Annotated in this window: 16 protein-coding genes; all 16 read left to right on the plus strand. The window is 48.2% G+C overall.

Going from position 1 to position 14,248, the window contains the following annotated elements:
• The first annotated feature begins 113 nt into the window (after positions 1 to 113).
• Entirely contained in the window at positions 114 to 293 is a 180-nt protein-coding gene (locus tag EAL2_RS01645) for a YjfB family protein (RefSeq protein ID WP_025434681.1), read from the plus strand.
• 2 nt (positions 294 to 295) lie between these two features.
• Positions 296 to 499, plus strand: coding sequence for a hypothetical protein (locus EAL2_RS01650; protein WP_025434682.1), 204 nt, complete (start codon positions 296 to 298; stop codon positions 497 to 499).
• 197 nt (positions 500 to 696) lie between these two features.
• Positions 697 to 1,086 (plus strand): GntR family transcriptional regulator, encoded by a 390-nt coding sequence (locus EAL2_RS01655; protein WP_025434683.1) that lies wholly within the window; start codon positions 697 to 699, stop codon positions 1,084 to 1,086.
• On the plus strand, positions 1,079 to 1,978 hold the full coding sequence (locus tag EAL2_RS01660; RefSeq protein WP_025434684.1) for an ABC transporter ATP-binding protein: 900 nt from the start codon (positions 1,079 to 1,081) through the stop codon (positions 1,976 to 1,978). Before EAL2_RS01655 ends, EAL2_RS01660 begins: the two co-directional genes overlap by 8 nt.
• A gap of 22 nt (positions 1,979 to 2,000) precedes the next feature.
• Positions 2,001 to 3,914, plus strand: a complete 1,914-nt coding sequence (locus EAL2_RS01665; RefSeq protein WP_207641142.1) for a DUF6449 domain-containing protein — start codon at positions 2,001 to 2,003, stop codon at positions 3,912 to 3,914.
• A 200-nt stretch (positions 3,915 to 4,114) separates the two neighbouring features.
• On the plus strand, positions 4,115 to 4,477 hold the full coding sequence (locus EAL2_RS01670; RefSeq protein WP_025434686.1) for a flagellar protein FlaG: 363 nt from the start codon (positions 4,115 to 4,117) through the stop codon (positions 4,475 to 4,477).
• 21 nt (positions 4,478 to 4,498) lie between these two features.
• A complete protein-coding gene (fliD, locus tag EAL2_RS01675; RefSeq protein WP_025434687.1) occupies positions 4,499 to 6,142 on the plus strand; it encodes a flagellar filament capping protein FliD in 1,644 nt (547 codons plus the stop codon).
• A 74-nt stretch (positions 6,143 to 6,216) separates the two neighbouring features.
• On the plus strand, positions 6,217 to 6,600 hold the full coding sequence (gene fliS / locus EAL2_RS01680; RefSeq protein ID WP_025434688.1) for a flagellar export chaperone FliS: 384 nt from the start codon (positions 6,217 to 6,219) through the stop codon (positions 6,598 to 6,600).
• Positions 6,601 to 6,604: 4 nt separating this feature from the next.
• A complete protein-coding gene (flgN, locus tag EAL2_RS01685) occupies positions 6,605 to 7,096 on the plus strand; it encodes a flagellar export chaperone FlgN (protein WP_025434689.1) in 492 nt (163 codons plus the stop codon).
• A 518-nt stretch (positions 7,097 to 7,614) separates the two neighbouring features.
• Positions 7,615 to 7,941: a hypothetical protein gene (locus EAL2_RS01690; protein WP_025434690.1), complete on the plus strand. Its 327-nt coding sequence runs from the start codon at positions 7,615 to 7,617 to the stop codon at positions 7,939 to 7,941.
• A complete protein-coding gene (locus EAL2_RS01695; RefSeq protein ID WP_025434691.1) occupies positions 7,942 to 8,979 on the plus strand; it encodes a V-type ATPase subunit in 1,038 nt (345 codons plus the stop codon).
• Positions 8,980 to 8,993: 14 nt separating this feature from the next.
• Positions 8,994 to 10,961 (plus strand): V-type ATP synthase subunit I, encoded by a 1,968-nt coding sequence (locus EAL2_RS01700; RefSeq protein WP_025434692.1) that lies wholly within the window; start codon positions 8,994 to 8,996, stop codon positions 10,959 to 10,961.
• A gap of 38 nt (positions 10,962 to 10,999) precedes the next feature.
• Positions 11,000 to 11,425, plus strand: coding sequence for an ATP synthase subunit C (locus EAL2_RS01705; RefSeq protein ID WP_025434693.1), 426 nt, complete (start codon positions 11,000 to 11,002; stop codon positions 11,423 to 11,425).
• Between the two features lie 21 nt (positions 11,426 to 11,446).
• Complete coding sequence (locus tag EAL2_RS01710; protein ID WP_025434694.1) at positions 11,447 to 11,755, plus strand: V-type ATP synthase subunit F; 309 nt, start codon at positions 11,447 to 11,449, stop codon at positions 11,753 to 11,755.
• 16 nt (positions 11,756 to 11,771) lie between these two features.
• Positions 11,772 to 12,425, plus strand: a complete 654-nt coding sequence (locus EAL2_RS01715; RefSeq protein ID WP_025434695.1) for a V-type ATP synthase subunit E — start codon at positions 11,772 to 11,774, stop codon at positions 12,423 to 12,425.
• 40 nt (positions 12,426 to 12,465) lie between these two features.
• A complete protein-coding gene (locus EAL2_RS01720) occupies positions 12,466 to 14,247 on the plus strand; it encodes a V-type ATP synthase subunit A (RefSeq protein ID WP_025434696.1) in 1,782 nt (593 codons plus the stop codon).
• Position 14,248: the final 1 nt, after the last annotated feature.

Here is a 14,248-nt window from a genome sequence, read left to right on the forward strand (position 1 = left end):
TCAAACCAGAGTAGCTTCGGCAAAATGGGACACTGTGAAGCAGGAAGCAAACAAAAATCTTAGATTTTTGAATTTTCTTTAGATTTTTATAGATTTTTGGTAACGGCAAGCATATGGACATAGCAGCACTGTCAATAGTTATGAACCAGTTAAAGGTGCAGCAGGATGCGGGTATCGCGGTAATGAAGATGGCAATGGATACAGGAAAGGAAACTGCAGCCCAAGTGACAGATATGATGGAGACTGTGGCTGTGGATCCCAACTGTGGCAGACACATCGACATAAGGGTCTAGCAATGATTGAAAAAGAAGAATTAAGGGAAGAGCTGGAACAGGAGTTGCAGCGGGTCAAGTACAGGCAGAGCGTGCTGGATCTCATCGAGGACAAGCTTAGGGATATGAAATGGCTGGCGGAGCAGGCCGCGGTAGAGGACATCACGCCAGAGGAGCGCGAAGCCGTAAACAAAAAACTTAGCAGCATGGCAGAGCAGGGCGCTTGACGAGGAAAGCAGAATAACTGAATATGGTAATATACTGTAGTGAGCACTTATGGCTGAAAATGGCTGTTGTGCTCTTTTTATTTTTTGTCTGGAAATATTCCTTGTAAGGGGCTTTACAAAAATGGAGCTGGGGGATATACTAACTGTAATAACTGTACTAATCATAATAATACAGTTGATGCGAAAGGAGTGAATAAATGTTTGAGCTTGATTTGAGAAGCCGCGTCCCGATATACGAGCAGCTTGTGGAGAAGCTAAAGCAGCTTATAATAAGCGATATGCTCAGGGAAAACGAGCAGCTGCCTGCAGTGAGGACGTTGGCGAAGGAACTGACAATAAATCCGAACACAATACAAAAGGCTTACAGGGAGCTTGAGCGGCAGGGGTACATATACTCGATTCCGGGCAAGGGGAGCTTTGTGAGCGAATCGAAAAGTGGGGTGAATATTGAGAAGATGAACGAGCTTAAGGCGGAGCTGGAAAAGATAGTGTCGGAGCTTATATTCATGGGAACCGACAAGGGGGAGCTTATAGAGCTTATAGAAAATGTCGGGGATACTGGGAAAAGGGGTGAAGGCGATGATTAGGGCGCAAGGCATTTCAAAAGCATACCATGACGTGCTGGCTCTCAGCAGTGTCAACCTTGATGTCAGGCGGGGAAGCATATACGGCCTTATAGGCTCAAACGGAGCTGGCAAGACTACGCTCCTTAAAATACTCTCGGGGATATACAGACAGGACAAGGGCAGATTGGAGATAGACGCCCAGGAGGTTTTCGAAAACGAGGGCCTAAAGCAAAGGGTGATTTTCATACCTGACAATCCGTATTTCCTGCCCCAGCACACTATAGACGGCATGGCGGAGTTCTACAGGGGTATATACGAAAGCTTCAGCGACGAGCGATACGAGAAGCTGAGGGAAGTGTTCCAGATAGACACGGGAAAGAAGGTGGAGTCGCTTTCTAAGGGAATGCAAAGGCAGGTGGCGTTCTGGCTGGCGCTTTCTGTAATGCCTGACCTTCTCGTGCTCGACGAGCCGCTAGACGGCCTGGATCCCGTGGTCAGGCAGAGGGTCAAGAACCTTCTTATACAGGACGTGGCCCAGAGGGACATGAGCGTAGTAATATCCTCCCACAACCTGCGGGAGCTCGAGGATATATGCGACTCTATCGGCATACTTCATAGGGGCGAGATGGTAGTTCAAAAGGACATAGACGATTTCAAGTCAGACGTTCACAAGATACAGGTGGCTTTCAGGGACATGCCGGAGCCGAGGCTGTATGAAGGCATGGACGTGCTATACCGGGAGGAGCGCGGCAGTGTCAGCATGCTCATAGTAAGGGGCAGAAAGGCCGAAGTGATTTCGAAATTCAAGGAGCTTCAGCCGGTGATACTTGACATCTTGCCGCTGACTCTCGAAGAGATATTCATATACGAAATGGGGGATATAGGATATGCGATTAAAGACGTCTTTATTTAGCAGGGCCGTATTCTTAAACGACATGAAAAGGTTCGCCTGGGCGTTCATAGGATATTTCGTAATGCTTTCCTTTGCAATGCCGATACAGCTGATAATGAAGGCTGGCTACCTGGAAGAGCAGGGGACCTACAATCCGTTTGAAGATATTTTCAGGTTCGGAGGCTTTGATGTGATGCTCATGGCTGTAGTGCCGGTGCTCGCCGGGGTGTTCCTTTTCAGGTACATGCAGTCAAGAAGGAGCGCCGACATGTATCACTCGCTGCCATTAGGAAGGGACGCCATATTCAACTCGAAGCTGGCAGTCGGGGCGTTGCTATGCTTGCTTCCGGTGGTTGCTACGGGAGTTATATGCATAGCGCTTAGAAGCTACATAGGCTTGCAGGAGTACTTCACTTTCAACGCTGTGCTCAACTGGATGTACATAAGCGTGCTCTTCAACATGACGCTCTTTCTTGCGAGCGTGCTTGTGGGGATGACCACGGGCATTTCGGTGATGCATTGGGCTCTCACTTACATATACCTTTTACTTCCCGTGGGCCTTAGCGCGCTACTTGTATTCAACATAAAGCCGTTCATGCACGGCTTCAGCGAGGAGTACTATCTTACAGAGAAGGTAATGTACTTCTCTCCGCTTGCGAGGATGGCCGAGCTGGGCTCGAGGTTCACAATGAAGCCCGTGGAGATAGGGGCTTACGTTGCAGCGTCCACAGTCATGGCAGCGATAGCCGGGCTGCTGTACAGGGCGAGAAGCACGGAGTCGTATTCGAGGGCTGTGGCTTTCGATGTGTTCGAGCCGGTATTCAGGTATGGAGTTACATTCTGTTCAATGCTGCTTGGAGGATTCTTCTTCGGACAGACGGGAAACAGCATGGGCTGGATGATATTCGGCTACGTTGCGGGCTCTGTCATAGGATATCTAATAGTCCAGATGATGCTCAAAAGGTCGCTCGTAATAATGGATGCAAGAACTCTTGCCGGGTATGCAGGCTTTGCGGCTGCAGCGGTGCTGATATTTGGGGGAATGAAGCTGGATATCACGGGTTTTGAAAAAAGAATCCCTCAGGCCGGCGAAGTGGACCGTGTGTATTTCGGATACGGGATATACAACTACATCAATGGCTACGAGGAGGCGCCCTTCTATACAAGCGAGGACAACATAAAAAATGTAATAGCCATGCACAGGAAGATGGCGGGTGATAAGAAATATCTGGGCAGTTGGGGTTCGGGCACGGGTTATGCAAGTATAGGAATAGTCTACGAGCTTGAAGGCGGAAAGAGACTTGTAAGGAATTACAACGTAAAGCTTGACGAGTACAGCGAGTTTTTAAAGCCAGTATACGAGTCCGTGGAATATAAAAGGGCCAACTACAGGATACTCACAGTCGCTCCCGAATATGTGGACAAGATAACACTAAGGCCAACCCAGAAAAGCGGAAACGGGATTTCGATTGTGGACAATTCGGAGATAAAAGAGTTCATAGAGCTTGCAAACAAGGACATAAAAGAGGCGTCGTTCGAGGAACTCGAAAACACGAGGGGCTGCTCATCAAGCGTGAGCCTTCTGCTCTCGAACAACAAGAGCATAGACTTCATGTACAACAAGGGATTTGAAAACACAAGGCGCTGGCTCGAGCAGAAGGGATATCTCAGCAGGGCCGTGCTTGTGCCTGAGGATGTGAGCCACATAGTTGTGGAAAAGAGAACTCACGAGGACGCCTACAGCATAGAGGAAAATGAAATTAAGGACAACAAATCGATAAAGAGATTCGAAAGCAGAGACAAGCAGCAGATAGCAGTGTGCCTTGACAATCTCAGCGACAGCTATGAGCCCGGCCATCCTTATATTATAGGGATATACACAAGCGGCGGCGATTCGTTCTACGCAACCTTCGACGAGGAATCTGTGCCGGATTTTGTGGAGAGTTACTTCAAGTAGATAATACAACAGGTTTTGGGGGATAAAGAATTTATGTAAGGCTCTTGCGGAAGCCAAGGGGACGGTTCTTGTGGATGGGGAATGTCATGAGAACCGTTCCCTTGGCTTTTTGAAAATTTCAGGCATTGGCTCTAAACTTTTCTGGCACTAAACCGATAACATACCTTAGAGGAAACAATATATAAGGACGGTGAATACATATGAAAATTGATAGCTCTGTTGTAAGCTCGAATACCCTATCTCAAAGAAGTGAGATATCGTATTCCGAAAAGATGTCTTCTGAAAAAACTGACATGGTAAAGCAGGCTCTCGGCAAGGAGGAGCAGGCGGCATTTCCTGGGGAAAGAAAGCTCATAGAGGCAATAGAAAAAGCCAATCCCGAGCTTGCCGGCCATAACACAAGCATAAAATTTTCAGTGCATGAAAAGACAAAGCAGATACTCATAAAGATAATGGACAATGAAACCAACGAAGTAGTCAAAGAAATACCTTCAGAAAAGATACTCGACATGGTGGCGGATATGATGGAAAAGGCGGGTCTTTTCGTAGACAAGAGGGGCTAGAATCAATATAGGGGTGATAAAATGTCGACAATAAGGTTCGGCGGAATTGCATCGGGACTAGACACAGAAAGCATGGTAAAGGAGCTCATGAAGGCCGAGAGGGCCAAGGTGGACAAACTCCAGCAAAACAAGCAGACAAAGACATGGGTTCAGGAAGCCTACAACGATATGAACAAGAGCTTCGCAAACTTCATACTGGATTCGAAAAAGGCGCTAGGACTTACAAGCACGACATCCACAGGATCAACATTCACAACGTCTTATAGCAGTTTAACATGGGTGAAAAGCGCATCGTCCTCAAATGAAAGCACATTCACTGCAACAGCCACCACTTCGGCAGTATCGGGCACGCACAACATTGAGGTAAAGCAGCTTGCAACGGGGGTAAACAAGGCAAGTATTAAGGATATTGTGGCAAGGAATGTGGAATTAGGGGGCGCTCTTACCGATGTCACTTCGACTACTGAGCTTTCGGAGCTTGGAATCGCAGACGGTACATTGACTTTTGATGGAGCAGCGGAGGCGATTTCATACGTATCCACAGACACAATTGCTACATTGGTTGGCAAAATTAATGCACTCAAGGACGCAGACGGCAACGCCTTGGGCATAAAGGCAACATTCGACGAGACATCAAACAGGCTCTTCCTGTCCACAACAGCAATGGGAAGCAACGCGCAGATAAAAATAACAGACGATGGTGGCGGACTTTTCACAGGCCCAGCTAGCAAGTTTGCTACGGATTTGGATTTAAATAGTGAATTGTATGTTGGTCAGGACGCCGAGATAAACTTTGACGGGGCAGAAGGAATAAAATACTCCTCAAACCAGTTCACAATCAACGGCATCACTATAGACCTCAAGGCGGCTCAGCCGGGAGTCACAAACACCATAAAGGTTGACACAAACATAGACGGTATAATAGAAAAGGTCAAAGCTTTCGTGGATTCATACAACACACTAGTAGACAGCGTGAACACAAAGCTCGGCGAGAAGAAATACAGGGATTACCAGCCTCTCACCGACGAGCAGAAGGAAGCAATGGACGAGGACACCAGAAAGCTCTGGGAGGAGAAGGCCAAGTCAGGTCTTCTAAGAAACGACTCGACCCTCCAAAGGACTCTCCAGACGATAAGATCAAGCCTCTACGAAAAAGTCGAAGGCGTATCGGGCGCATTCTCTTCAATGTTTGAGATAGGCATAACCACAGGCTCCTACACAGACAAGGGCAAGCTGGAGATAGACGAGACAAAGCTAAGGGAAAAGATAATGCAGGATCCTGACGGCGTGATGGAACTGCTATTCAAGACCTCAAGCTCGTCCGATGAGGAGACAAAGAAGAGCGAAACGGGGATAGTCAACAGGATATACGACAACATGGTAGAAGGCATGAAGGACGTAATAGACAAGGCGGGAGCGGGCGACAACGCCACTCTCTACAGGAAAGTCCAGTCCAACATAATGATAGAATTCGTAGTGAAGGGCTCAAAGAGCCTGATAGACGAAGACCTTCTAAGCATAGCCAAAAGAATAGACACAGAAAACGACAGACTCTCGAACGTCGAGGACAGATACTGGAAGCGCTTCACCGCACTCGAAAAGGCAATGCAGCAGATGAATTCACAAAGCACCTGGCTGTCACAGCAGCTAGGGGGCGGACAATAACGGTGCCTGACACGAACTTATGAACGTTTACATAGGGCCAGGTCAGGATGTTAACATGATAAGGGGTGTATTTTATGGCAATGGCAAATCCGTACGCTAAATATCAGGAACAGTCGGTTTTCACAGCGACTCCTGAAGAACTTACGCTTATGCTCTACGACGGCTGCATAAAATTCATAAACAGGGCAGCCATAGGCATAGAGGACAAGAACATAGAAATGACAAATACAAACATAATAAAGGCTCAGAACATAGTAAGAGAGCTCAACATAACGCTCAATATGGACTACGAGGTTTCAAAGGGCCTAAGGCCGCTTTACGACTATATGCATACAAGGCTAATAGACGCCAACATAAAGAAAGACAAGGAAGCCCTTGAAGAAGTGAAAGGCCTTGTAACAGACATGAGAGACACATGGAAAGAAGCAATGAAACTCGCAAGAATGAACTCGAGGTAACCATATGAGCATAGAAAGCATAATGGCAAGACTAATAGAGCTCCTGGACAAGAAAGCCGCGCTCATGGAAAGGCTCTACTGGATGACACTAGAGCAAAAAAGCTTCATAAAGAGCGAAAGTATAGACTCATTCATGAACGAGATGAAAAAAAGGCAGCTCGCCATGGATGAAATAGACCAGATAGATTCTGAATTCTACAAGCTCTACATAGACGTCAAGACAAGCATGGGGATAGCTTCGCTCGAATATGCAGACATACAAAAGTACCCTCAGCTTGAAACACTCCAGCAGAAAGTGCAGTCTGTAATGGAAATGACACGGAAACTTCAGGAACTCGACGAGGAAAACAAAAGCGAAGTCAGCGAAAAACTCGAGAAGGTCAAAGAAGACATGAAACAACTCCAGGCGCAAAAAAGCGCAGCCAGCAAAATATCAAAAGGCTACGCCTCCAAATACAACCACGCCCAGGGAGTCTTCATAGACAACAAAAAATAAGAACAGCAAGCATATAAGAAAGTGAAAGCGAAGCCAACCGGCATCCCTTTCACTTTTTTTGTTTTTCACCCCCTCCACACCTTCACGACTCTTTTCCTGCAAGATTCAGACAAAAACCATAATTCGACACAAAAATCCTGTCAAGACCCAAAATATTCTTAACACGTTCCTAACAAAACTGCCCACAGGCGAATAGTTGAAATATGAGTTATGCACAGAACTATCCACATTATCCACAGAATTTAATCCACGGATTCCAGAAAACGTATTTTTGCAATACAATGACGGGAGGCCTCATTTGGCGCCAGAAGTGAGGAAAATGAAGCATTTTATTCATACAAAGACCGCATGAATTTATAAGTCGATTTTTGCCCATTTTTAATTTTTGATTGAATTTTTGAATGTGGATAAAAGTTATAAAGCTTCGGATTTTCAGATGGATTTCGTCAAGTTTATAATCTTTTGTTGGGGGTAACAATATTCAATAAGTGAAAACATTGCCGATTGGGGGGATTGGAATGGAGGATATAGAGATACTAAGGCGCATACTTGACATAGACTTGCTAAGCAGGGCTCTGGATGAAAAGACCAGAAAGCTTGCTGAAGATAACGATATAACAATAAAAAAAGAACTCGCCGCTATGGAGACGCAGATAATTGAAGCGGCAAGGCAGGAGGGAAGAGCTAGCATGCAGCGCCTCATAGAAGAGGCCGAGCAGGAGGCCGAGAAGATTAGAAGAGCCTACGAGGTCAGGCTCGGGGAGCTGGACGAGAAGTTTCAAAAGAGAAAGGACGGCATGGAAAAAGAGCTTTTCTTCGAGATATTTCTAAAAGGGGATGTTTAGATGTCGAGCGTTCAAAAATATGCTGCAGTAAATGCAAAGGTCCGGGCGCTCAAATCGAGGCTGCTAAAGGACGAGGACTACAGGAACATGCTGGCAATGGAAAACGAGGTAGAAATAGTAAGGTATCTCAAGGAACATACCGGCTACAGCCAGGTACTCAAGGACATAGACCCGGACAGCTACAACAGGCAGGACTTCGAGTTTTGCCTCAGGAAGGCAATAATCGACGACTATGACAAGATACTCCATTTTCTCACAGGCGAGAGCAAGCATGTCTTCAGGGCGCTCGCGATGGTCAGATACGAGGTGGAGGATCTCAAGCTGATACTAAGGTCTATAAGCCGCGGCGAGGATCCGGGGCAGATAGCAGAGCGCTTCCTCCACAAGGAGAGCTTCACGGGCATTAACAGAGAGGAGCTTGTAAAGGCCAGATCAATAGAGGATTTTGTGGAGCAGCTAAAGGGCACGATATTCTACAGGCCGCTCAAGACGCTTACCCAGGAGGACATGGAAAAAAGGCAGTTCCACATGGAGATGAACATGGACAACGCCTACTTCAAGCTCCTCTTCAAGCACATAGAAAAGCTCGATCCGGAGGATAGGGAGCTGATGCTTATGCAGGTGGGCACAAACGTCGACCTTCAAAACATACACTTCATATACAGGGCCCTGGCCTTTTACAAGCTCACGGGCGTTGAGATATTCAACTACGCGCTGCCGTTTGGGTACTATCTCAAGGGGAAGACGCTCAAGAGGATATGCTTCAGCGAGACGCCCGAGAATTTCATGACGGAAATGAGAAGTACCCACTACTGGCCTTTGCTCGAGAGGGGCATAAGCGACATTTTCATGGAAAGAGCCATGTCACAGGCGCTCTACGACAACTACCAGACGAGTGGAAGCATGAATATAACTCAGATAATAGAGTACTACCACAGGATAGAGTTCGAGATGAGGGATATCATTTCAATCACTGAAGCTGTTGGGTACGGGCTGGAATATAATGATGCCAGGAAATACCTCATAAGAAGGATATAAGGGGGTGAAAGCGGATGGCCGTTGAAAGAATGGAGCTTATGACTGTGGCAGGCCCCACAGACAATATAGAGGAGGTGCTAAGGTCCGTTGTGCTCCTTGAGAAGGTCCACATAGAAAGCTCGATAAAAAAAGCGGGCGAAGGCAGCCCGACACTGTGCATGCTTGAAGAGGGCGAGGGCGAAATGGAATGTGACATAAGGCCCTACTCTGAATTTGAGGATTTTGCCGAGCTGGAAAAAAAGATGACCATAATCAAGGGATATTTCGGGATTGAATTCCATGTGGACAAGAAGCTTATAACAAGCGAATGCACATACAAAAGATGCAGGCAGGAGCTGGAATGGCTCTACTCGAAAATCGAGCCGCTGCACAAAGAGGTTGTCGACAAGGAGTATCGCCTTGCGGCACTGCTTGAATTCAAGGACAGCATCAAGTATACGGGAGCCCTGGATGTGACGATAGAAGAGCTCGAGCAGATGAAATACTTCGACTTCAGGATAGGAACTCTCTCAAAGGAAAAGAGGCTCAAGCTCAAGGAAAGCTACGACAGCATAACTGCCGCCATATTTCACATAGGCTCGAGCGAGAAGGAGGAGGTATATCTTGCCGTGTACCCTGATGAGATTGAGGAGGATACCGACAAGGTACTAAAATCACTAAACTTTCACGACATACAAATCCCGCCGGAGATAAAGGGGAATCCCGGGCAGGCGATAGCCGCAATAGACGAGACTATAGCCATGCTTGAAGGCGAGATTGGAAGCCTTAAGGCGGAGCTCGAGGGATTCAGGGAGGAGTACGGAGAGGAGCTGCTCAAGGCCTACAACATGCTGCTTGTCCAAAAGCAGATTGAAAGGATGAAGCGCAAGATGGCCTTCACCGAAAACTTCTTCTTCCTGACGGGCTGGGTGCCAAGAAACGACAAGGCACTTGTGCTTGAGAGCCTTGAAAAGGCGGATGAGAGGGTCGTGGTCGTTTGGAGCAGGGGCAGCAAGGCTCAATCACAGTCGCTTACGCGGCCGCCTACTAAGCTTCGGAACAACTGGTTTATAAAGCCCTTTGAAAACCTGGTCAAGATGTACGGTGTGCCGTCTTACGACGAGCTTGACCCTACAACATTTCTGGGAATCACCTACATGCTGCTTTTTGGGGCGATGTTCGGAGACGTGGGGCAGGGAGCTGTGCTGTTTTTCACAGGTCTATACCTGGCGCTGAAAGTCGAAAAGTTCAAGGCATACGGCTCCATACTTACAAGGATTGGAGCAAGCTCGGCAGTATTCGGATTTATGTATGGCAGTATTTTCGGCTTCGAGCATGTTCTGCCGGCGCTGCTTGTGAGGCCAATCGAAAACATAAATTTCGTTCTAGTATCATCTGTGGTTTTCGGAGTGATACTGCTCGTAATGAGCTTTGGATACAACATAGTCAACTCCATAAAGCAAAGGAACATGAAGGATGGCTTGTTTGGAAGGAACGGGGTTACGGGCCTAATATTCTATATTGTCCTGCTCGTCATGATATACCAGGTGCTTACAAGCGCAGACATATTGAATGTTACTGTAGGTGTGGCAATGGCGGTGGTACTCATAGCGCTTATGGTTGTGCGGGAGCCACTTTCCAACATAATAATGAAAAAAAGGCCTCTCTACCACGAGAGTCCGTCGCAGTACTATATTGAAAGCGGCTTTGACATATTCGAGACTCTAATGAGCATGGCGAGCAACACCATATCGTTCATAAGGGTCGGAGCTTTCGCGCTTAACCATGCGGGGCTTTTCATGGCATTTCTTACTATGGCGAGCCTTATGGGCAGTCCGGCTGGAAGCGCCATTATGATAATAATAGGCAACATAGTGATAATAGCGCTGGAAGGGCTGATAGTATTCATTCAGGGCCTGCGGCTCGAATACTACGAGCTTTTCAGCAAGTATTTCAAGGGCGAGGGCAGGGAGTTTGACCCTGTCAAGATGAGCGCCGAATAGGCTTGTATAAGCCATAAAAAAAACTGGAGGGATGACATATGAAGGCTATTCTTATAATCAACAGCATGATAGTATTTGCAACCATAGCAAGCGGAATCTACCTGGAACTGAGCAAATCAAACAGACTTGGCAAGCGGGCGGGAATGGTGCTCAAAGCCAGCATAGGAGCGTGCTCTGCCTTCATGCTTACGGCCGTTGGCATGATGGTTCCTGATATCGCATTTGCCGCCACAGAGGGAACTGCAACTAGCGCATCGGGGCTTGGCTTCATAGCTGCAGCCCTTTGTACGGGGCTTGCCACAATAGGCGCCGGTTACGCGGTGGGCGCAGTCGGCTCTTCGGCGCTTGGAGCCGTATCTGAGGATCAGAGCATACTTGGAAAAACTCTGATATTCGTAGGCCTTGCCGAAGGGATAGCAATATACGGGCTTATAATATCAATACTTATACTCGGAAGGATATAGCGGCGGATCTGGAGGGATTTTATGAGATCTTTTGTAATAAGCGACGACAGCGACACTCTCCTGGCCATGCGGATTGCAGGCATAGACGGAGTCATGGCCAGGGAGCGCTCCGAGATATTAAAGGCTGTGGACATGGCAGTGGCCGATGAAGGGATAGGCATACTTATAATCACAGAGACAGCGTCTAAGAAGATTCCGGAGAGGATAAGCGCCGTAAAGTTAAGCGCAAAGCGTCCGCTCATAGTCGAAATACCTTCGAGGAAGGGCAGCATAAAGCCGCCTGACTATATAACTAGCTATATAAGGGACTCTATAGGGATAAAGATATAGCATTGGGGTGATTAGCATGGTAACATTCGAGGACAAGCTCGAACTTTTCAAGAGCATGGTATACGACAAGGTCAAGGAAGAATCGGACGCCCGCGTGGAGAAGCTGAAGGCAGAAAATGAAAGGATACTTTCGCAAAGCAGGGAAAGACTTCAAGGCGAGGCTGACCGGATAATAGAGGACATGGTTGAACGGGGAGATCTCAAAAAACAGGAGATAATTTCCCAGGAGACCATGGAGGGCAGAAGGATGGTGCTGCTCAAGCTGAGCGGCTTTGTAGACATGCTGATGCAGCGCCTCTACGCAAGAGGCGCGGAGTTCGCCGGAGGTGAGGGTTACAGAGAGTTTTTCCTCAACAAGCTGACGAAGGCGCTTGCAGGCATAGCAGAAAGGGAATGCTCAGGCAGGACGCTAATGCTCGAGCTTACCGCAAAGGACAGGGAGCTGTTTGGAGCGGACATAAGGGAGCTGTTCGAAAGAAGAGGCTGCGAGAGCAGCAAGATTGAATTCCTCGAGCTCTCGAGTGAGCATATAGGAGGGTTTGTGCTCACAGACAAGGATGGAACCTTCAGGATCGACAGCTCTTTGTCGGAAATGATAGACGAAAACAGGGAAAAGGTAGGGCGCATGGTGTTTGAATACCTTGAAGAGAATGGTGATGACTATGAATAACAGCGGTGAAAATAGAGCAGCAGAAATGCAGGATATGGCCATGGATATTGGGAAGGTCAAGGCGGCCAGGGTAGCCATGATTAACGGACCTGTCGTAAGGGCCGAAGGCGTCAGGGGCTTCAAGGTCAGGGAGATGGTCATGGTTGGAGACAAAAAGCTCCTTGGCGAGGTCATATCTATAGATTCGGACAAGGCCATAATACAGGTCTATGAAGAGACGGAGGGGCTAAAGGCGGGAGAGGAGGTTGTGCCAACGGGCAAGGCGCTTTCACTCAAGCTCGGGCCAGGCATAATAGGCAATATTTTCGACGGCATACAAAGACCGCTCCAAAAGATTGAAAAGATATCGGGCAATTTCATATCGGAAGGCATTGGGCTTATATCAATAGATCCGGATGCGCTCTGGCAGGTGGAGCTCAAGGTGAGCGAAGGCGATGAGCTCGTGCCGGGCAGCATATATGCAACTGTCCAGGAGAGCAGCCTCATAGAGCACAGGCTTATGGTGCCTCCGGAGATGTCGGGCAAGGTCGTGAAAGTGGCCGAGAATGGAAAATACAGATTAGAGGATGAGATAGTAAGTCTCGAGGATAATAATGGCGTGACTCGCAGCCTCAGGCTTTACCAGGAGTGGCCAGTAAGGGAGCCAAGGCCCATGCAGCGGAGGATGTCGATAGAGCAGCCGCTGATTACGGGACAGCGAGTGCTCGATGTGTTCTTTCCGCTGGGCAAGGGCGGAACGGCCGCACTGCCGGGGGGCTTCGGCACGGGAAAGACCATGACACAGCACCAGCTTGCCAAGTGGTCTGATGCTGACATAATAGTATACATCGGCTGCGGCGAGCGCGGCAACGAGATGACAGAGGTGCTCGAGGACTTTCCAAAGCTAATGGACCCCAAAAGCGGCAGGCCTCTCATGGAAAGGACTGTGCTCATAGCCAACACCTCCAACATGCCGGTTGCGGCAAGGGAGGCCAGCATATACACCGGGATCACTATGGCAGAATACTACAGGGACATGGGATACCACGTTGCAATAATGGCAGACTCGACCTCGAGATGGGCCGAGGCCCTTAGGGAGATATCGGGAAGGCTCGAGGAGATGCCTGCAGAGGAAGGGTATCCGGCATATTTGCCTTCGAGGCTGGCGCAGTTTTATGAGAGGGCGGGGTATGTAAAGACGCTCTCTGGCAGCGAGGGATCGGTGACTGTAATCGGAGCAGTCTCGCCGCCCGGGGGCGACTTTTCGGAGCCGGTGACTGAAAACACAAAGAGGTTTGTCAACGCATTCCTTGCGCTTGACAGGAACCTGGCATACGCAAGGCATTATCCGGCCATAAACTACCTGAGCAGCTACAGCGGCTACATAAAGATGCTCTCGAACTGGTTCAAGGACAACGTGGCTGAGGACATCGTAAGCCTGAGAGCCAAGATGCTCGAGCTGCTGCACGAGGAAAAAAAGCTCATGGAGATAGTCGAGCTTGTAGGCGAGGATGTGCTTCCCGACTCGCAAAGGCTGGTAATAGAGATTTCAAGGATAATAAAAAACGGCTTCCTGCAGCAAAACGCCATGCACAAGGAGGACACTTACGTGCCTCTGCAGAAGCAGTACCTTATGCTCAGGACCATAAACCTGCTCTATGAAAAAGCCAGCAAGGCCGTCAAGGATGGCATACCAATATCGCAGGCAAAGGACGACATGCTTTTTGCCCAGATAGTCAAGATGAAATACAACATACCAAACGACAACCTCGAAGGCTTTGAACAGCTAAGACAGGACATTGAAAGCTACTACGAGGAGCTCTACAGAAGATACGAGGAGTAGG

The sequence above is a fragment of the Peptoclostridium acidaminophilum DSM 3953 genome, from assembly GCF_000597865.1.
GTDB classification, from domain to species: Bacteria; Bacillota; Clostridia; order Peptostreptococcales; family Peptostreptococcaceae; genus Peptoclostridium_A; species Peptoclostridium_A acidaminophilum.